General features: G+C 31.1%; 20 protein-coding genes. All 20 read left to right on the plus strand.

The window, feature by feature from the left end; all coding sequences use genetic code 11:
• Window positions 1-1,146, plus strand: coding sequence for a glycosyltransferase family 4 protein (locus ACFSC2_RS02555; protein ID WP_379816045.1), 1,146 nt, complete (start codon window positions 1-3; stop codon window positions 1,144-1,146).
• Window positions 1,146-2,045, plus strand: coding sequence for an NAD-dependent epimerase/dehydratase family protein (locus tag ACFSC2_RS02560; RefSeq protein WP_379816046.1), 900 nt, complete (start codon window positions 1,146-1,148; stop codon window positions 2,043-2,045). Before ACFSC2_RS02555 ends, ACFSC2_RS02560 begins: the two co-directional genes overlap by 1 nt.
• 55 nt (window positions 2,046-2,100) lie before the next feature.
• Window positions 2,101-3,219 (plus strand): GDP-mannose 4,6-dehydratase, encoded by a 1,119-nt coding sequence (gene gmd, locus ACFSC2_RS02565; protein ID WP_379816047.1) that lies wholly within the window; start codon window positions 2,101-2,103, stop codon window positions 3,217-3,219.
• 46 nt (window positions 3,220-3,265) lie between these two features.
• Window positions 3,266-4,198 (plus strand): GDP-L-fucose synthase family protein, encoded by a 933-nt coding sequence (locus tag ACFSC2_RS02570; RefSeq protein WP_379816048.1) that lies wholly within the window; start codon window positions 3,266-3,268, stop codon window positions 4,196-4,198.
• A gap of 13 nt (window positions 4,199-4,211) precedes the next feature.
• Window positions 4,212-5,177 carry an MraY family glycosyltransferase gene (locus ACFSC2_RS02575; RefSeq protein ID WP_379816049.1) on the plus strand — a complete coding sequence of 322 codons (966 nt, stop codon included), beginning with the start codon at window positions 4,212-4,214 and terminating at the stop codon, window positions 5,175-5,177.
• On the plus strand, window positions 5,174-5,602 hold the full coding sequence (locus tag ACFSC2_RS02580; protein ID WP_379816050.1) for a WxcM-like domain-containing protein: 429 nt from the start codon (window positions 5,174-5,176) through the stop codon (window positions 5,600-5,602). Before ACFSC2_RS02575 ends, ACFSC2_RS02580 begins: the two co-directional genes overlap by 4 nt.
• Window positions 5,592-6,722, plus strand: coding sequence for a DegT/DnrJ/EryC1/StrS family aminotransferase (locus ACFSC2_RS02585; protein WP_379816051.1), 1,131 nt, complete (start codon window positions 5,592-5,594; stop codon window positions 6,720-6,722). Before ACFSC2_RS02580 ends, ACFSC2_RS02585 begins: the two co-directional genes overlap by 11 nt.
• 23 nt (window positions 6,723-6,745) lie before the next feature.
• A complete protein-coding gene (gene rfbC / locus ACFSC2_RS02590) occupies window positions 6,746-7,294 on the plus strand; it encodes a dTDP-4-dehydrorhamnose 3,5-epimerase (RefSeq protein ID WP_379816052.1) in 549 nt (182 codons plus the stop codon).
• The gene (rfbD, locus tag ACFSC2_RS02595) at window positions 7,294-8,139 is read left to right on the plus strand and encodes a dTDP-4-dehydrorhamnose reductase (protein ID WP_379816053.1); all 846 of its coding nucleotides are present in this window, start codon (window positions 7,294-7,296) and stop codon (window positions 8,137-8,139) included. The genes rfbC and rfbD overlap by 1 nt, the downstream gene beginning before the upstream one ends.
• 31 nt (window positions 8,140-8,170) lie before the next feature.
• Complete coding sequence (gene rfbA, locus ACFSC2_RS02600; RefSeq protein WP_379816054.1) at window positions 8,171-9,055, plus strand: glucose-1-phosphate thymidylyltransferase RfbA; 885 nt, start codon at window positions 8,171-8,173, stop codon at window positions 9,053-9,055.
• A 79-nt stretch (window positions 9,056-9,134) separates the two neighbouring features.
• On the plus strand, window positions 9,135-11,102 hold the full coding sequence (locus ACFSC2_RS02605; protein ID WP_379816055.1) for a polysaccharide biosynthesis protein: 1,968 nt from the start codon (window positions 9,135-9,137) through the stop codon (window positions 11,100-11,102).
• Window positions 11,103-11,257: 155 nt separating this feature from the next.
• Entirely contained in the window at window positions 11,258-12,124 is an 867-nt protein-coding gene (locus tag ACFSC2_RS02610; protein WP_379816056.1) for an ABC transporter permease, read from the plus strand.
• Window positions 12,125-12,185: 61 nt separating this feature from the next.
• Window positions 12,186-13,457, plus strand: a complete 1,272-nt coding sequence (locus ACFSC2_RS02615; RefSeq protein ID WP_379816057.1) for an ABC transporter ATP-binding protein — start codon at window positions 12,186-12,188, stop codon at window positions 13,455-13,457.
• 332 nt (window positions 13,458-13,789) lie between these two features.
• Complete coding sequence (locus ACFSC2_RS02620) at window positions 13,790-15,334, plus strand: DCC1-like thiol-disulfide oxidoreductase family protein (RefSeq protein WP_379816058.1); 1,545 nt, start codon at window positions 13,790-13,792, stop codon at window positions 15,332-15,334.
• An 81-nt stretch (window positions 15,335-15,415) separates the two neighbouring features.
• Window positions 15,416-16,249, plus strand: coding sequence for an NAD-dependent epimerase/dehydratase family protein (locus ACFSC2_RS02625; RefSeq protein ID WP_379816059.1), 834 nt, complete (start codon window positions 15,416-15,418; stop codon window positions 16,247-16,249).
• A complete protein-coding gene (locus tag ACFSC2_RS02630; protein ID WP_379816060.1) occupies window positions 16,234-17,211 on the plus strand; it encodes an ATP-grasp domain-containing protein in 978 nt (325 codons plus the stop codon). Before ACFSC2_RS02625 ends, ACFSC2_RS02630 begins: the two co-directional genes overlap by 16 nt.
• Window positions 17,211-17,849 (plus strand): HAD family hydrolase, encoded by a 639-nt coding sequence (locus tag ACFSC2_RS02635; protein ID WP_379816061.1) that lies wholly within the window; start codon window positions 17,211-17,213, stop codon window positions 17,847-17,849. The genes ACFSC2_RS02630 and ACFSC2_RS02635 overlap by 1 nt, the downstream gene beginning before the upstream one ends.
• Window position 17,850: 1 nt before the next feature.
• A complete protein-coding gene (locus ACFSC2_RS02640) occupies window positions 17,851-18,480 on the plus strand; it encodes an acetyltransferase (protein ID WP_379816062.1) in 630 nt (209 codons plus the stop codon).
• Window positions 18,480-19,619 (plus strand): dTDP-4-amino-4,6-dideoxygalactose transaminase, encoded by a 1,140-nt coding sequence (rffA, locus tag ACFSC2_RS02645; protein ID WP_379816063.1) that lies wholly within the window; start codon window positions 18,480-18,482, stop codon window positions 19,617-19,619. Before ACFSC2_RS02640 ends, rffA begins: the two co-directional genes overlap by 1 nt.
• Complete coding sequence (locus tag ACFSC2_RS02650; RefSeq protein WP_379816064.1) at window positions 19,606-20,763, plus strand: glycosyltransferase family protein; 1,158 nt, start codon at window positions 19,606-19,608, stop codon at window positions 20,761-20,763. The genes rffA and ACFSC2_RS02650 overlap by 14 nt, the downstream gene beginning before the upstream one ends.
• Window position 20,764: the final 1 nt, after the last annotated feature.

A 20,764-nucleotide genomic window follows, 5' to 3' on the forward strand; every position in this document is an offset into this window, starting at 1 on the left:
ATGATAAAAAAAAATATCTTACATATAGTTGCTGTTTCATTTTCGATAAATTATTTTTTTGGAAATCAATTTGTTTATTTAAAAAAGAATGGGAATAAATACCATTTAGGTTGTTCTCCATCTCAAGATTTTAATAAGCTCTCTAAAGAATTGGATTTTATCCCTTTTGAAGTTGAAATTAGTCGCGAAATAACTCCCTTAAAAGATATAAGGGCGATATTACAAACTTATAAATATATAAAAAGAAATAAAATTGATAAAGTTGTAGGTCATACACCAAAAGGAGGTATGATAGCTATGATAGCGTCTTTTTTAGCAGGAGTTTCTGAAAGGATTTATTTTAGACATGGACTGGTTTATGAGACGAGTTCAGGATTTAAAAGAGTGTTATTAAAGAATATAGAAAGATTGACAGGAGTACTTGCTACTCGGGTGGTTTGTGTTAGTAATGGCATTAAGGAAATAAGTGAAAAGGACAAATTAAATAATTTTAAAAAGAATTTGGTTTTGGGTCTTGGAACTTGTAGTGGAATTGATATAGAAAATAAATATAATCCCAATTCGTACGACTTACAAAATATTAAGGAATTAAAAAGGAAGTTGAATATTAAAGATGATGATTTTGTTGTTGGTTTTGTAGGGCGATTAGTTAAAGATAAAGGAATTGATGAGTTAATTTTGGCTTGGGATATTTTAAAGGAAAATCATAAAAATATTAAATTGTTATTAATCGGGCCGATTGAAGAAAGAGATGCAATATCAGATTATTCAAAAGCGAAAATTTTAAATGAACCATCAATTAGATTTACTGATTTTATATTAGATGCATCTATTTATTACTGTTTAATGGATGTTTTTATATTACCTTCTTATCGAGAAGGTTTTCCAACTGTTGCATTAGAAGCTTCAGCGATGAGTGTTCCAGTATTAATCAGTAAAGCAACTGGTTGTACTGAAGCAATTATTGAAAACAAAACGGGTTTTTTTATAACGCATGACCCTATTGATATTGCATCTAAGATTACTTACTATATGCAAAATGAAGAGATATGTGTAAGTCACGGAAATAATGGAAGAAGTTTTGTTGTAGAAAATTTTGAACAAACAAAAGTTTGGGATCTAATTGATAAAGTTTTAAAGATTTAATGGATATATTATTAACCGGATCAAGTGGTTTTTTAGGAAAATCGATTGCAAGAGAATTAAATCAAAAATTCAATATTTTTAAACTATCAAGAACTGTAGGAGAATTTCAGTTTTTCTTAGAAAAGGAAATACCAGATTTAAAACAAAATTTTGATTTGGTTATACATGCCGCTGGAAAAGCACATAGTATCCCCAGAACAGAAGAAGAGAAAAAAGAATTCACGAATGTGAATGTTACTGGTACTCTGAATTTGTTGCAAGGTTTAGAGAATGCTGGAGCTCCCAAACAATTTGTTTTTATTAGTTCCGTGTCAGTTTATGGTAGGGAGTCTGGGAGTACTATAGACGAAGAATCTTCACTAAATGCAAATGATCCATATGGGTTAAGTAAAATTACTGCTGAGGCAATTATAACAGAATGGTGCCAAAATAATAATGTTATTTGTACTATTTTAAGGTTGCCATTGTTAGTAGGAGAAAATCCCCCAGGCAATTTAGGAGCAATGGTAAAAGCTATTGAGAAGGGGTATTATTTTAATATTGATGGTGGAAAAGCTAAAAAAAGTATGGTACTTGCAGATGATGTAGCCAAACTTATTCCAAAAGTAGCCACTATAGGCGGAATTTATAATCTAACTGACGGAGTACATCCAAATTTTAGCGAATTAAGTATTGCCATTTCCAAACAGAAAAAAAAGAAATCACCTATGAATTTACCTTTATTTATTGCTAAGTTTATGGGCTATGTCGGAGATGTATTAGGAGAAAAATCTCCTATAAATTCTTCCAAAATAAAAAAAATAACTTCTGATTTGACTTTTAATGATTCAAAAGCGAGAGAATTGGTGGGATGGAACCCGTGCTCAGTTTTAGAATATTTAAAGAATAATAGTTTATAGTTAAACGTTAAAGTAGGTATAGCGTAGTAATAAAAAATCAAGGACAAAAAGAAAAATGAAAACAGCACTAATAACAGGAATTACAGGTCAAGACGGATCATATTTAGCAGAATTATTATTAGAAAAAGGATATATGGTTCATGGTGTAAAGAGAAGAGCTTCTTCTTTTAATACACAGCGTATAGATCATATCTACCAAGATCAACATGAAGCTCATGTGAATTTTAAGTTGCATTATGGGGATTTGACGGACTCTACAAATGTTATTAGAATCATTCAAGAAGTACAACCGGATGAAATTTATAACTTAGGTGCAATGAGCCATGTAAAAGTATCATTTGATTCTCCTGAATACGTTGCAAATGTGGACGGTATTGGAACATTACGAATTTTAGAGGCAGTTCGTATTTTAGGTCTAGAAAAGAAAACTCGTATTTATCAAGCTTCTACTTCTGAATTATATGGTGGTTTAGCAGAAAATAAAAATGAAAAAGGTCTTTATGACGAAAACTCTCCGTTTTACCCGCGCTCTCCCTATGGAGTAGCAAAAATTTACGGTTTCTGGATTACTAAAAATTATCGTGAAGCTTATAATATATTTGCTTGTAATGGAATTTTGTTTAACCATGAGTCTCCACGTAGAGGAGAAACTTTTGTTACTCGTAAAATTACTATGGCTACCGCTGCAATTGCTTTAGGAGAACAAGAATGTCTATACTTAGGAAACTTAGATGCGCAACGTGACTGGGGACATGCGAAAGATTATGTTGAAGCGATGTGGAGAATTCTTCAACAAGATGTGGCAGAAGATTATGTTATTGCAATGGGAGAAACGACTTATGTTCGCGATTTCGTTAAGATGTCATTTGCAGAAGTAGGAATAGATATCGAATTTAGAGGAGAAGGTGTAGATGAAAAAGGATATGTTGCTTCTTGTAGTAACCCAAGTTATCAAATCGAAGTTGGAAAGCAAGTTATTGCTGTAGATCCTCAGTATTTCCGTCCAACAGAAGTAGACTTACTTATTGGAGATCCAACAAAATCAAAAACAAAATTAGGATGGATTCCTAAATATGATTTGGCTGGATTAGTGAAAGAAATGATGATATCGGATCTTGAGTATGTAAAAAGAGAGAAAATGTTAAATGAAGTAAGATCGGCTATTAGGTATTAATTTAAACATACAACACAAAGTACTTTAGATTTAAGAGAGAAACATTATGAATTTACAAGATAAAATATATATAGCTGGACATAGAGGTATGGTGGGTTCAGCAATTTTACGTCAATTAAAAGAAAAGGGATACTCAAATTTTGTATTGAAAACGTCTTCAGAATTAGATCTGCGAAATCAGCAAGCAGTGGCAGACTTCTTTGCTGAAGAAAAACCGGATTATGTTTTTTTAGCTGCGGCAAAAGTTGGAGGAATTATCGCTAATAATACCTACAAAGGAGATTTTATTTACGAAAATCTGATGATTCAAAACAATATAATTCATCAGTCATATCTAAATAATGTTAAGAAATTAATGTTTTTAGGGTCCTCTTGTATTTATCCGAAAATGGCTCCTCAGCCATTAAAAGAAGAATACATGCTTACAGGAGAACTAGAGCCTACAAATGAACCGTACGCAATAGCAAAAATTGCAGGAATCAAAATGTGTGATGCTTATAGAGATCAGTTTGGTTGTAACTTTATTTCTGTAATGCCTACCAATTTATATGGTCCAAATGATAATTACGATTTGAAGAATTCACATGTACTGCCAGCAATGCTTAGAAAGTTTATAACTGCTAAAAGAAATGGCGATGCCTCTGTTACGATTTGGGGAACAGGAAGTCCTAAAAGAGAATTTTTGCATGCCGATGATCTTGCTCAAGCTTGTTTGTACTTAATGGAAAATTATAATGAGCAAGGATTGGTAAATATTGGGGTGGGAGAAGATATTTCAATCTTGGATCTTGCTGTTTTGGTGAAGAAAATAGTTGGATTTGAAGGGGAAATTCTAACAGACACCTCCAAACCTGATGGAACACCTCGTAAACTGATGGATGTTTCAAAATTAAACAGTTTTGGATGGAAAGCTAAAACTAGTTTAGAGGAAGGAATCGAGAAGGTTTATGCAGAAATAAAAGATACTAACTGGGAGTAATCTGAATTCAAATATGGAATACGTATTATTAGGATTTGTATTAATAATATTAATGTTGCTTTATTTTAAAGTAGCAGATCGTTTTAATATCATTGATAAACCAAATTTAAGAAGTTCACACACAGAAATCACTTTAAGAGGTGGGGGAATCATTTTTTGGTTTGCCTCTCTAATATATTTTGTACAGCATCTACAATACAATTATTTGTTTTTTACTGGAATTACATTGGTAAGTTTGGTAAGCTTCTGGGATGATATTCAAAGTCTGTCAAACAAAATTAGGATATCAATTCATTTTCTGGCTATTTCATTGATCTTCTTTGATCTTGGAATCTTCGAGAGTTTACCAATTTGGCAGATTATTACGGCTTATATTCTTTCTATAGGTTTGATCAATGCCTATAATTTTATGGATGGAATAAATGGCATTACGGGACTATACACTTTGTCAGTAATGGGTGCATTACTGTATGTAAATGCGAAAATACAGCTATTTGTTGACGCAAGTTTTATCAAATATGCTATGATCGCAAGCTTGGTATTTTTGTTTTTTAATTATAGAAAAAAAGCTAAATGTTTTGCTGGAGATGTAGGAAGCATTGCAATTGCATTTTGGATTATTTATTTAGTGTTGAAATTAATTTTGAATACAAATTCTTTAATCTGGCTTTTATTTTTAGCTGTTTATGGTGCAGATGCTGTTTGTACTATTCTACATCGTCTATATCTAAAACAGAATATTTTTGAAGCACACCGTTTACATCTTTATCAAGTTTTAAGTAACGAATATAAAATGCAACACAGACTTGTTTCTCTTTATTATGCAATAGTTCAAGCTGGAATTTCATTTTTAGTGGTATCACTTTATCAAATAGTAGAAGATATAATCTTATTTACGGTTGTTATTATTCCATTATTAATAGTTTATTCATCTAAGTTTTATTTATTGAATAAATATAATTTAAAAACACAGTCATGAATCCGAAATTAATTCAGGGAGGTCATTTTTCAGATCACCGAGGCAGTATTTCATATGTAAATGATTTCACTTTTGATGACATTGAACGGTTTTATGTTATTAGTAATTCTGATGAAAATCCAATTCGTGCTTGGCAGGGACATAAATTAGATTCAAAAAATTTTTATTGTATAGTAGGATCTTTTAGAATTCACTTTGTTAAGATTGATGACTGGGAAAATCCGTCTAAAGATCTTCCAATTGAAACAATTTTAGTTTCAGAATCAGACAGTAAAGTTGTTCATATTCCTGCTGGATATGCAAATGCAATTGAGTCTCTAGAGTCAAACTCAAAATTAATTTCATTTTCGACACTGCCATTAACAAAGGCTGCAGAAGATGATGTTCGATATGAAAGTAATTATTGGCAATTAAGTGAACAATAAAAGAATTTATCTCTCTTTACCCAGACAAAGCGGTTTTGAACAGGAGTATATTAAAAACGCATTTGAAACCAATTGGATTACTTCTGGTGGACCAAATGTAGAAGAATTTGAATACAAACTAGAAGAATGTTTTGGAAAAGAATCATTTGTAACGGCTTTAAATTCTGGAACTTCTGCTATTCATTTGGCATTAGTTTTATTAGGAATAAAAGCTGGTGATGAAGTAATTTGTCAGAGTATGACATTTTCAGCATCCGCAAATCCAATTTTATATCAGGGAGCAACTCCCGTTTTTGTAGATAGTGAAATTGATACATGGAATATCTGTCCTCAATTCTTAGAAACAGCGATTAAGGATAGAATCAAAAATGGTAAAAAACCTAAAGCCATAATTGCGGTACACCTCTACGGCAATCCTTACAAAATTGAAGATGTGCACGCTGTAGCCGATAAATATGATATTCCAATAATTGAAGATAGTGCAGAAGCATTAGGAAGTAGGTTTAAAGGGCAAAAATGTGGCAGTTTTGGTGCTTTAGGAATTTTGTCATTTAATGGAAATAAAATTATAACAACTTCCAGCGGTGGCGCATTAATTTCAAGTTCCGAATCTATCAAACAAAAAGCTTTATTTTTTGCAACTCAGGCAAAAGACAAAGCAGTTCATTATCAACATAGCGAAATTGGGTATAATTATAGAATGAGTAATGTTTGTGCGGGAATCGGACTTGGTCAAATGAAAATTATAGGACAAAATATCGAGGAGAGACGAGAAATGAATACTTTTTATAAAGAACTTTTTAAAGATGTTGATGGAGTTACAGTTTTTGAAAATTCGAATCAAGATTTTTTTTCAAACTGTTGGTTGACGACAGTTTTGGTGGAAAATGAAGGAGATGTAAATAGAGAAAATTTAAGAATGGCATTTGAAACAGCAAATATTGAATGTCGTCCACTTTGGAAGCCAATGCATTTACAACCTGTTTTTGAAAATTATCCTTATTATGGTGAAAATACTGCTGAAGGATTATTTGAAAAAGGATTGTGTCTTCCTTCAGGAAATTTATCACTAGAAGATAAAAAAAGAATAAGAGAAGTAGTTAAGAACTTCTTTATATAATTATTAAGAAGCGAAAATTTAGTATGAGAATCGAAGAAACATTTATAAAAGATTTAGTTATTGTAGAACCTACTGTCTTTGGAGATGAAAGAGGGTATTTTTTTGAATCTTATAGTAAGACTAAGTTTAAAGATTTAGGAATCAATATCGAATTTGTTCAAGACAACCAATCATTTTCGAAAAAAGGAACTTTAAGAGGTTTACATTATCAGAACCCGCCATTTGCGCAAACAAAACTAGTCCGTGTTTTAGAAGGTGAAATTATTGATGTTGCTGTAGATTTAAGAAAAGATTCACCAACTTATGGAAAATCTTTTAGTGTATTATTATCAGCAGAAAATAAAAAACAACTCTTGGTTCCACAGGGGTTTGCTCATGGATTTTCGGTAATCAGCGAAACAGCTTCTGTAATGTATAAATGCGATCAATTTTACAATAAAGCTTCGGAAGGAGGGATAAAATACGATGATCATACTCTAAATATTGACTGGGGAATGAATTTGGAAGATGCTATAGTTTCTGAAAAAGATCAAATTCTTCCTTACATTAACGAATGTAACAGCTTATTTTAATGAAAAAAATTTTAGTTACGGGAGTAAATGGTCAGCTAGGATCTGAATTAAATCTATTATCTAAAAATTATTCAAGTTATGAATGGATTTTTGCAGATAGAACAAAAATTACTTTAGATGATTTAGAGTTATTGAGTTCACAATTAAATGCTATTAAACCTAATATTATATTTAATTGTGGAGCTTATACTGCGGTAGATAAAGCTGAATCAGAAAAAGAATTAGCTTTCAAAATTAATAATTCAGCTGTAGAATTAATTGCAAAATTTTCAAAAGAAAATGATATAAAATTAATTCATATCTCCACCGATTATGTTTTTGATGGTACTTCTTCAATTGCCTTAAAAGAAGAAGCGGATACTAATCCAATAAATGTTTACGGAGAAAGTAAACTGGCGGGTGAAAAGGCATGTTTAAAAGATAATCCGGATTCAATAATTATTAGAACTTCGTGGGTATACAGCAAATTTGGTAATAATTTTGTAAAAACCATGCAACGATTAATGCATGAAAGAGATTCAATTAATGTTGTAAATGATCAGATTGGTTCCCCAACTTATGCCGCAGATTTAGCAAAAGCAATGATGGATATTGTTGAATTTCCACATTGGATTCCTGGAATATATAATTATTCAAATGAGGGCGAAATAAGCTGGTATGATTTTGCGTTGTCAATTAAGGAATTAGGTAATTATGAATGTAATGTTGGAGGAATTCCATCATCATCATATCCAACACCAGCAAAGCGTCCAGAATTCTCATTATTAGATAAGAAAAAAATAAAAAAAACGTATAATTTAGAAGTACCAAATTATAAAGAAAGTTTAAAGAAGTTTTTTGGATAATAAATTAATCTAAATTCAAGACTTAAAAAATATGAAAGGAATTATATTAGCCGGAGGATCGGGAACAAGATTGCACCCATTAACGTTGGCTGTTAGTAAACAATTAATGCCGGTCTATGATAAGCCCATGATATATTATCCCTTATCAACTTTGATGATGGCGGGAATTAATGAAATTTTAATTATTTCTACACCTCATGATTTGCCGCACTTTAAAAAGCTTTTAGGCGATGGAAATTCGATAGGATGTAAATTCAGTTATGCTGAGCAACCAAATCCAAATGGATTAGCACAGGCTTTTGTAATTGGAGAAGAATTTATTGGGACAGATAAAGTTGCACTAGTACTTGGGGATAATATTTTTTTTGGTACAAACATGCAGCAATTATTAAAAGCGAATGCTGATCCAGAAGGAGGCGTTGTTTTTGCATATCATGTTGCTGATCCAGAAAGATATGGAGTTGTAGAATTCGATGAAAATAAAAATGCAATTTCTATTGAAGAAAAACCATTAGAACCGAAATCAAATTACGCAGTTCCAGGTCTATATTTTTATGATAATTCTGTAGTAGAAATAGCGAAAAATATTAAACCATCTGCTCGTGGCGAATATGAAATTACAGATGTTAACAAAGTGTATCTTGAGAAAGGAAAACTAAAGGTTGGTATTTTAAGCCGAGGGACTGCTTGGCTGGATACAGGGACTTTTAATAGTTTAATGCAAGCAGGACAATTTGTGCAAGTTTTAGAAGAAAGACAAGGTTTAAAAGTTGGCTGCATTGAAGAAATAGCTTGGAGACAAGGTTTTATAAATGATGATCAGCTTGAAAAATTAGCCCAACCGTTATTAAAATCTGGTTATGGAACTTATTTGTTAGATTTTTTAAAACAAAAGAAAAAGGGTGTTAAAATTTAATTTGAAAAGTAAAATAATTAATTAAAACATTTACTTTGTATTTTTGTATACAATACTTTACCGATTTAAACAAAAAAAATTGAATTCAGATAAATCAAATAATATATCATCTTTGTTGTATAACGCTTTTTCACCTAGAAATCTGCGCGCTAATATTAATAATTTAAGCTATCTGCCTAGATGGATTATTATTGCAATAGATGTAATGGTGTTGCTTTTTTCGTTTTCATTTACTTATATGCTTTTTGATGGTACTGCTATTGGGTATATAATTACTTCACATGATTTCTATTTTGTTGGAACACTTATTTTTGTAAACGTTTTTTTCTTTTGGCTTTTTAGAACTTATTCTGGAATTATAAGGCACTCCTCTTACATAGATGCTATTAAACTGCTTTTCTCACAAATGTCAGTTTTGGTGTTTTTCTTGTTTGCAAACTTAGTATTTGAATTGTATGCTGGGCATAAAGCTTTTTTAAATACAGCTCTTTTCATTAATCTCGTTTTATCATTTTGCGGATTATTTTTATACCGTGTAATTGTTAAGCAGACTTTTGAGATGTATTTTTCTGAAAAAGCATCAACAAAGTTGGTTCGAACGGTTATTTATGGTACAGATGCTAATGCAATTTCCGTAGCCAATGCGTTAAAATTTGAAACACCTTCTCGATTTAAGATTGTTGGTTTTGTAGATAAAAACAATCAAAATGCATCTAAGCGTATGCTGGATCTCCCAATTTTGATTTTGAGAAAGAAACTTCCAGCTTTGATGCGATCTGTTGCTGCAGAAGGTGTGATTATTGCGGATAAAAGTTTAACGAAAGATGAACAATTAATTATTGTTGATCAGTGCTTAGAATTTAATTATAGAGTTTATACTGTTCCACTAATATCAGATTGGGAAAACCAAAAGGAAATTTCTCAAAAGGTAAAAAATATTCAGATTGAAGATCTGCTGGAGCGTAAGCCTATAGTTCTAGATAGTAAATCAATTTCTAAGCAATTAAAAGACAAAACTATTCTTATAACTGGTGCGGCTGGATCAATTGGGAGTGAAATTGTGAGGCAAGTTTTGAATTTTAATCCAAAAAATGTTATTGTTTTGGATCATGCAGAAACGCCGCTTCATAATTTATGTTTAGAGACGCAAAATATGAATTTTGCTACTAAAATTGTTGCAATTATTGCCGATGTTAGAAGTAAAAAAGCTTTGGAGAAAGTTTTTAAAACCTATAATCCTCATGTTGTCTTTCATGCTGCGGCTTATAAACATGTACCTCTTATGGAAGAAAATCCTTCTCAGGCAATTCAGACCAACATTAAAGGAACTAAAAATCTTGCCGATTTAGCATGTAAATATCGTGTTAAGAAATTTGTTATGGTTTCTACAGATAAAGCCGTAAATCCGAGTAACGTAATGGGGGCAAGTAAACGTATTGCTGAGAAATATGTTCAATCTTTGTTTCTTAAAAATCAAAGAGAAAACGTTGAAGGAGGTACAAAATTCATTACCACTCGTTTTGGAAATGTTTTAGGTTCAAATGGTTCTGTGGTTCCTTTATTTACAAAGCAAATTGCTGAAGGTGGCCCGGTAACTATTACTCATCAAGATATTATACGTTATTTTATGACCATTCCAGAAGCTTGTCAGCTTGTTCTTGAGGCTGGAGCGATGGGGAATGGAGGCGAAATTTATATATTCGACATGGGCAAGCCGGTAAGAATTATTGATTTGGCTAAAAAAATGATAAAATTGGCAGGTTTTATTCCAGACAAAGAGATTAAAATTAAAATTGTGGGTTTAAGGCCTGGAGAAAAATTGTATGAAGAATTATTAAATGACACTTCAAAAACACTTCCTACTTACCATAATAAAATCATGATCGCCCAAGAAATACAGGATGAATACGAGAATTTGCACATAGATGTTGATGAATTAATTGGTATTGCTGATTTCTATGATAACGATGATATTGTCACAAAAATGAAAAAAATTGTTCCCGAATTTAAAAGTATGAATTCTACTTTTGAAGTTCTCGATAAATAATTACATTTGACAAAATTTTTAATAATAAAAAGGTGTTTTTTAAAAACGCCTTTTTCTATTTTTAGAAAACAATAAAAAGTGTAAAAATCTTGTTAATTTAAATGATTTTAAAATTGTTTAATGCAAACTATTACAAATTGATGTAATTAAAAAAAATGAACCCTACCCCAAATTCTAATGAATGGTTGTTTGAAATAACACCTAAAAACAAATTCTTTTCACTTAATCTAAAAGAAGTCTGGCAATATCGAGATTTATTATTTCTGTTTGTAAAGCGAGATGTAATTACTGTTTATAAACAAACAGTCCTTGGTCCATTATGGTATTTGATTCAGCCACTGCTGACTTCGATTACTTTTACGATTATCTTTAATAATGTAGCAGGAATTAATACTGGTAAAATACCTCCATTTTTATTTAATTTGGCAGGAATAACTGTTTGGAATTATTTCACCTCTTGTTTAACAGGAACTTCAGATACTTTTAAATCTAATGCAGGAATTTTTGGAAAAGTTTATTTTCCTAGGATTATTACACCTCTTTCGGTTGTAACTTCAAATCTTATAAAATTTGGCATTCAATTTATAATTTTCGTTATCTTTTACTTGTACTACATTTTTACAGGTTTTGACTTATCTATTAATCTTTCGATTTTATTTTTTCCTTTTTTAGTAATTATCATGGGGATTTTAGGTCTAGGAATCGGAATGATTATTTCGTCAATGGTTACAAAATACAGAGATTTTTCGTACTTAGTAAGTTTTGGAATTTCGTTACTTATGTATTTGTCTGCAGTAATGTACCCAATGGAATTAATCCAGCAGAAACTTCCAAAATACGGATGGGTGGTAGAATATAATCCTCTGGCTTATATTATTCAAACAGGACGTTATATGTTGCTCGATACTGGCGATATATCAGTCTGGGGTTTGACTTATACAACGCTGATTACCGTTGTAGTCTTTTTTATTGGATTATTGGCATTTAATAGAACAGAAAAAAGTTTTATTGATACTGTATAAATAGACTGGAGGATTAAAAAAACAATTACAATATTATAATCTGCAACTTTACAATTCACAATTGGAAAAAGATATTATTTTAAAAGCTGAAAATATTTCTAAACAATACCGTTTAGGACAGGTTGGTACGGGTACCATTAGTCATGATTTGAATAGATGGTGGCACAAAATTAGAGGAAAAGAAGACCCTTACCTAAAAATTGGCGAAACAAATGATCGCACTGTAAAAGGTACTTCAGAATATGTATGGGCATTACAAGATATTAATTTTGAAGTAGAAAGAGGAGAAGTTTTGGGAATCATTGGGAAAAACGGAGCAGGGAAATCTACACTTCTAAAGATCCTTTCTAAAGTTACTGCTCCTACTACAGGCAGCATAAAATCAAAGGGGCGTATTGCATCACTTCTGGAAGTCGGTACTGGTTTTCATACCGAAATGACAGGAAGAGAGAATATTTTTTTGAATGGAGCAATCCTTGGAATGACAAAAAAAGAAATTGCCTCTAAGCTAGACGAAATTATAGAATTTTCGGGTTGTGAACGTTATATAGACACTCCTGTAAAAAGATATAGTTCAGGTATGACAGTTCGTTTGGCTTTTGCTGTCGCTGCATTTCTTGAACCTGAAATATTGGTTGTTGATGAGGTTTTGGCAGTTGGAGATGCAGAGTTTCAGAAAAAAGCTATTGGAAAAATGCAGGATATTTCGAGAGGTCAGGGAAGAACAGTATTGTTTGTTAGTCATAATATGGCAGCTGTCGAAACACTATGTACAAGAGTAATAAGTATGAAAAATGGAACATTGTGCGGAAATGGTAATCCAACAAAAGTTATATCGGAATATTTACAAAGTAGTTCATCTTCTGAACGAGTAATCAGCTTTGATTCAATCGAAACAGCAAAAGGAAATGATAATATTAGAGTTTTGTATGCTGCGATAGAAAATGCTTCGTCAGAAAATAAAAATGATATTATCGATGTAACATCAGACATTGACTTTAGGGTGAAATTTGTAAATCAAACCAACAAACAGCGAATATCTATGGGTTTTGATTTGATGACAATAAAAGGAGATGTAGTTTTTGGTTCTGGAACTAAAATTAATTCCATTACAAACGGAATTACTGAAATAGCTTGTAGAATTCCTTCTAACTTTTTAAATGATGATGCGTATCAAATTTATGTTTACTTTCATACGGATGAAATGAGCGGTTTATTTTATGACGAAGAATTTTTGAGTTTTGAAATAAAAGATGTCAAGAGGGAATCTGGTTACCTGGGGAAGGTTAATGGTATGGTAAGGCCTCAATTAGAATGGGACATAATATCATAATGGATAAATTTTTTAATTTAAAAATCGAAGCCTCTGGGCTTTCTTTATTTAGAATATTTTATTCCATTATTCTGTTTTTTGAAATAAAACAGCTGTTCAGTTTTAGAAATGTAATCTACGACAAACAGCCTTTTATTGTTACGGGTGAATTGGATGTTTCTTTTTTATTCTATTTTTGGTTCTTAATAGTTATCTTTCTTATTGTAGGCTTTCGAACGCGTTTTGCGACGATTATAAATTATATTTTTTCAGTAATTATATTTAGTTCTGCGACTGATTTTGAATATCATGTTTTTTATGTGTACGTAGGCATAAATTTTTTAATGATTTTTATGCCAGTGTCAAGAGTATTGTCTTTTGATAATTTACTTCAAAAGCTAAAATATTCGAATTCTATTAAAATATATAAGGTTGATTCAAAAGTTTTACAGATAAATTATTTAATTCCTGTATTCGTAGGAATAGGTCTGGTGTACATAGATTCTGTTTTTCATAAACTTTCAAGCAAATTATGGCTTGATGGTTTAGGAGTCTGGCTCCCTTCGAGTCTGCCTATGATTACGTGGAATGATACTTCTTTTTTGCTTAATCAAGAATGGGCTGTTAAGTTTTTAAGCTATTTAGTACTTGTTTTTGAAGCTGTTTTTATATTCCTATTCTGGATCAAAAAATTTAGAATGCCATTTTTTATTTTAGGCATATTTTTTCATATTGGAATTTTAATAGCTTATCCCATCCCATATTTTGCATTAGCTTATATAGCAATTTATCTACTGATGGTTCCAGTTTCTTTGTGGAAAAGAATTAGTAATAAATTTAAATTTAAGACAGCACTTTATACTTTTTATTACGACGGAGAATGTCCATTATGTCAAAAAATAGTTTTAATTATAGACCATTTCGATATATTTAAATCGATTAATTGCAAAACAGTTCAGAATAATTATCAGGAAAATGCGGCATTAAAAGGCCTAGAGGAGAATTCATTGTTGACCAATATCCATGGAGTTAACAGATATGGAAAAATAGCAGTTGGTTATTGGGCTTATGTTCAATTATTTAGATATTTATTGTATACTTATCCATTAGCATTGCTTTTCAGTATTAAAGGGATTTCAAATTTAGGGGCAAAAGTTTATAATCATATCGCAAAAAATAGATTAACAGAAAGATGCACAAAACAGTCTTGTTCTGTTCCTGTTTATTGCGAACCTTCAGGAGAAAAACAGGATTTTTTTATAAAAGGTTTAAACAAAGTTTATCTTACTCAGATTTTCTGGAAAGGAATTATAATTACGGTTATTCTGGGTCAGCTTCTTATGATTTGGTATTCTCCTACTATACAACATCATATTCCATTAAAAAACAGACTAAACAAAATTGTCAATATTCCGTACCAAAAGTCTGAATGGGTTTTAAAAAAATATCTCGGAATCACTTCTCATACCGTCTTTCTAAATGAGCATTTTGAAGGATTTAATCATATTTTTAAAATTACGTACTCTGTAAATAATCAGGAAAAAGTAGTTCCAATACTAGATAATAAAGGTATGCCTGCGGAATATGTTTCGGGCTGTATATGGAGAAATATTTCATTTAATGTTGTCACGCAGAAAATTGAAAAAGAAAAATTTGAAAAAGGGATCCTGCCTTATTTAAAATACTATTGTAAAGACAACAATATTAGCCTTGGCGATTTTAATTTTTATGTTAAGGAAATTCAAATACCTGATAAATGGGAAAAAGATTTTCTGATAAAGCAAATTAGAAAACCTTGGCAAAAAGTCGGGAAATGCAAAATAGTTAAAGATTCTTTAGACTTTTATTGGAATCAAAGAATGAACAAGATTCTAAATGACGAGGCTGGTTCTAAATAAAGTCTTTTACTTAAATAACGTGATGTATAAAAAAACATTGAACTGCGTTTTGAAAATTAACGTATTAAGTGTTAATTGTTTATGAATATATTAATTACAGGAATATCTGGTTTCTTAGGTTCGCATTTGGCAGAAAAATTATCTAAAGAACATTCTGTGGTCGGATTATATCATTTAAACAAGAGTGATTTAATTGCGGATATAACTTGTTTTGATAATCTGGAATCTATTAAAAATATTCCCGACGTAATTATAATGTGCCATGCAGCTGTATCTTCAGGAATAACAAATGTTGATAAGAACACATTATTTGAAGTTAATGTAGATTTTACAAAAAAGATTCTGCAAAAGTTTTTAGGAGTTAAAATGATCTATATTTCATCGGTTTCTGTTTTTGGGAATAAGAAAGAAATTATTCAAGAAAACTCTTTTCCTGATCCACAAACAGATTATGCATTCTCAAAGTTAGACGCAGAGAATGAAGTAAAGAAAAATAATAACACATCGATAATACGATTTTCATCATTATATGGAAATGGTATGAAGGAAAATACCTTGATTCCAAATTACTTTAATCAGGCTTTAGAAAGCCAGGCAATAAAGGTTTGGGGGGATGGTAACAGACTTCAAAATTATATACATATTGATGATGCGGTGAATCTTATTGATAAGGTACTCAATTATCACTCTGAAATTGCTTTTCCTGTACTTGGAACGCACTCAAAAGAATATTCGAATAATGAAGCAGCAAAAATCATTTCAACTCTTACAAATGCTAGAATTGAATATATAAATCAAGACACCTCGTCATCTTTTCAGTTTGATAACACGATGACTCAAGAAATATTAAATTGGCAGCCAAAAACTGATTTGGAATTTGGTTTGAAAAATTATTTAGAATGGAAAAAAAAGTAGTCTTAGTTACTGGAACAGGAGGAAACGTTGGACAGGGTGTTTTAAGAAATATAAAATCTCTGGGTTATAATATTACTGTTATAGGGACAGATATAGAAGCTTTTACAGCAGGAAATCATCTTTGCGATGTAACGTATAGAGTTCCTTATTCTTATTCAGAAAATTATATTTCAACAATTAATAGTATTGTAGAAAAAGAAAAAGTAGACTTAATTATTCCGACAACAGATTACGAAGTTTATTATCTGGCGGTAAATCAAAATCAGATAGTGGCTAAAATTGCTGTAAGTAAAAGCGAAAAAGCGAAAATTTATCTGGATAAATATTTGACATATCTTCACCATCAAACACTGAATATCCCGTTTTCTAAGTCGTGGCTTCCTAGCGAATTTAATGATGAAACTAAAGATTTTATAGTAAAGCCTCGTGAAGGAAGAGGTTCAAGAGGAATTTATATAAATCCAGCTGATCCTAAAAGTTTTTCAGATGAGTTTGTAATTCAGCCTTTGCATAAAGGAATAGAAATTACAACTGCTTTCTATGTAACAAAACAAGATAAACTTCATGGTCTTTTTACAATGGAGCGAGAGCTTTCGAATGGAGCAACTTCAAAATCGAAGACCACAAAATTATATGATAAGCAATTAGAGGAAATTATAAAAAAAATGATTCAATCAGAAGGATTGTATGGAAGTATAAATTTACAATCGATAGTAAGCAGTAATGGAGAAATTTTTCCTTTTGAAGTAAATTGCAGAATTTCTGGAACCAATTCTATAAGACACAATCTAGGATTTCAAGATGTAAAATATACTCTTCAAGAGTATCTTTTTGACGAAAAACCAGATGAAGTAAATCCAATTGAAGGAGTTGCTGTACGATTATTATATGACGTGATATATCCGTACGCCGTTAATGAATCAGAACTTAATAACAATAAATCTCAACATATTATTTATTAATGAAATATTTATTATTAGATGTTGCAGGAACGCTTTTGCATAAGCCAGATTTATTTTTGACAATAAATAATACACTGCAAAATTTTGGGCATACAATTGCTTTGGATAAGCTAAGGTACAACCATAAAATGCTGTCTGAAACTATTAAGTTTCCAGATAGAACAGATGTTGATTTTTATAGCTATTTTAATTCTGAATTTTTATATTCTCTCGGAATAATTCCAAACGCAGAATTATTAAATGCTGTTTTTCAATCCTGTTCATACCTGCCATGGGAAAAGTTTGAAGATACTAATGTTTTAAAAGAAATTGAAATTCCGATTGGTATTATTTCTAATTTTAATTCTTCACTTAAGAAAAAAATGAACGATTATTTTGGTTCCATTTTTTCAGACTTTTTTGTATCTGAAGAGCTTGGAATATCCAAGCCTTCTCTTGAATTTTATCAAAAAGCAATCGAAAAAATAAAAATAGAACCCAAAGATATTTTGTATGTTGGAGATTCTTTCAAATTAGATTTAGAACCTGCTGTAAGATTAGGAATAAATACACTTATAGTAGACAGGGATAATTTTTATCCAAATAACCCAAACACGATTCTGTCATTATTAGAATTAAAAAATAAGATTCAATTATAATATGAAAACATTAGGGATAATTGGAGCTGGAGATTTAGGACAGCAAATTGCTCATTATGCTCTGTATGACAGGCATTATGAAAAAGTAGTTTTTTTTGATGATTTTTCAACAGCAGAATTGATAAATGATATTCCGTTAATCGGAAAAACCAATGACGTGGAAAAAGCTTTTAATGACAATATTTTTGATGAATTACTGATTGCTGTAGGATATAAACATCTGTCTATAAAAAAAGAATTATTTGAAAAATTTGAAAAAAAGATTCCATTAGGGAAAATTATACATTCGACCGTAACGGTAGATCCTTCCGCCAGAATTGAAAATGGTGCTGTAATATATCCAGGTTGTATTATCGATGCGCATGTTATAATTAAGGAAAATGCGGTACTTAATATCGCTTGTGCCATTGCTCATGATACTATTATCGGCCGACATTCCTTTTTGTCTCCACGCGTTGCAGTGGCCGGTTTTACGACTATTGGAGAAAGATGTTTTCTAGGAATAAATTCTACTATAATAGATAATCTGAAAATTAATGATACCGTACAAATTGGTGCTGGGAGTGTAGTTATAAAATCAATAGAAAAAGGCGGATTATATGCAGGTAATCCGGCGCGATTTATAAAATAATGATAAATTTTAATAAACCTTATTTAACGGGAGACGAAACCCGGTATATAGAAGATGCAGTAGCTTCAGGGAAAATTTCTGGAAACGGTAAATATACTCAATTATGCCAAAAATTTTTTGAAGATAAATATGGATTCGGTAAGTGTCTCCTAACCACATCATGTACAGACGCTCTCGAAATGGCTGCTATTTTAATTAATATCCAGCCTGGCGATGAAGTTATTATTCCATCTTATACATTTGTTTCGACTGCGAACGCATTTGTTTTAAGAGGAGCAAATATCATTTTTGCCGACTCCAATTCTGAAAATCCAAATCTTGATGCCGGCACACTTGAATCATTAATCACATCAAAAACAAAAGCAATTGTTCCAGTACATTATGCAGGAATTGCCTGTGATATGGATTTAATTATGGATATTGCCAATCGTCATAATCTATTTGTAATTGAAGATGCTGCTCAGGCAGTTGATAGTTATTATATTGGTAGAGATGGAGTAAAAAAAGCATTGGGATCAATCGGACATCTTGCTGCTTTTTCTTTCCATGAAACTAAAAATATTATTTCAGGAGAAGGCGGCATGCTCGCAGTCAATGATATGAAATTTGCTGAACGTGCTGAAATTATTTGGGAAAAAGGCACCAACAGATCGGCTTTTTTCAGAGGTGAAATTGATAAGTATGGCTGGGTAGATATAGGTTCATCTTTTTTGCCGTCAGAAGTTATTGCGGCTTTTTTATGGGCGCAGATTGAGCATCTTGATAAAATTCAGAATAAGAGAAAACAGATTTGGAATCAATACTTTGATGGTCTTAAAAAAGTAGCATTAGAAGGCAACTTTAAACTTCCTCAAATTCCAGATTATGCAGTAAATAATGCTCATATGTTTTACTTGGTTTTTGAGTCGGCAGAAAAAAGAACTGAATGTATTTCAAAATTAAGAAATAAAGGAATTCACGCAGTTTTTCATTATCTGAGCTTACATAAGAGTCCTTTTTATGCTGCTAAACACACAGGAGGGAATTTGTTTTGGAGCGATAACTACTCCGAAAATCTTCTTAGACTTCCACTCTATTATGAACTAAATGAAAAGGATGTTAGTTTTATCTTAAAAGCTATGTTAAATGCAGAAAATTAATATATTATTTATTGTTGGAGCTTTTCATAAGGCAGGCGCGGAACGTTTTGCTTATGAAATAGACCAAGCATTAAATAAAGAAAAATTTAATGTTTCGATTTTATGCTTGCAACCCGAAAATTATGAATCTCCAAAATGGGCGGGAAGGTACTATGATGAAAAACACAAAGAAATTGGTACTGAGATAACATATATTGATTCATTTATACAAAAACAGAAGTTAAATAGGGCAGAAAGAATTTTTCATAAACTGACGAGACAGAAGTTTAGAAAGACTAAGAAAATTTACAAAGAAACTTTATTCTCATTTTTAGATAATTTTAATCTGATTCACTGGATGGGAGAATATACTTTTATTCATGAAGTCCCTTTAAAGATTAAAGAAAAAAGTTTAATACACTCAATGTGTGCTAAATTTCAACACCCAACTTTATATAATGAATATGATTTTGATTTTCCGTATCAATTTATCTCAGGCTTTGAAAATGAAGAATTAAAATTTGAATACAGTCAGTTTAAAAATATTTCGCACACATTCCTTCCGCTAGCTATAAAAATGGAAAAGAAGGAAAACAATTGGAAGTTTAATAATAATGAAATTAAAAAAATCGGAATATTCACAAGGTTAGACAAAAATAAACCGCTTGATCCTTTTTTCTATGCTTTTCATTTATTGCTTGACAAAAAAAACAACTGTGAGCTTCATATTTTTGGAAATGGAGATCCAGAAAAAGAAGGTATGCTAGAATATTTAGACAGATTAGGAATTACAAATAAAGTTTTTTTTAGAGGACATCAAGAAGATATTTCGCAAACTGCAGTAAACGAAAATCTTGATTTATCATGGTTTCAAGGGTATAATAATAGACCCGCAGGTTTCGCAGGTTATGATCTTTGCTTGACAGGTGTTCCTTTGGTTTGCTGGGATTTTTTTTCTAAACCGATTGAGATCTTTAATCCTGTGTATCCGCATTTTAAAAATTTAAATCAATTTGTTGATTTTACTCTTGAAATCCTAACTTCTAAAAGTAAGGCAGAAGAACTCTCTAATTTACAGTTCGAAGATGTAAAAAATAATAGAGATATGGAAAAACTAATAGCAACGGTCGAAGAATTATATCTTCAGATACATAAGAAAAACTAAT

This window comes from Flavobacterium artemisiae, from assembly GCF_042678225.1.
GTDB lineage: Bacteria > Bacteroidota > Bacteroidia > Flavobacteriales > Flavobacteriaceae > Flavobacterium > Flavobacterium artemisiae.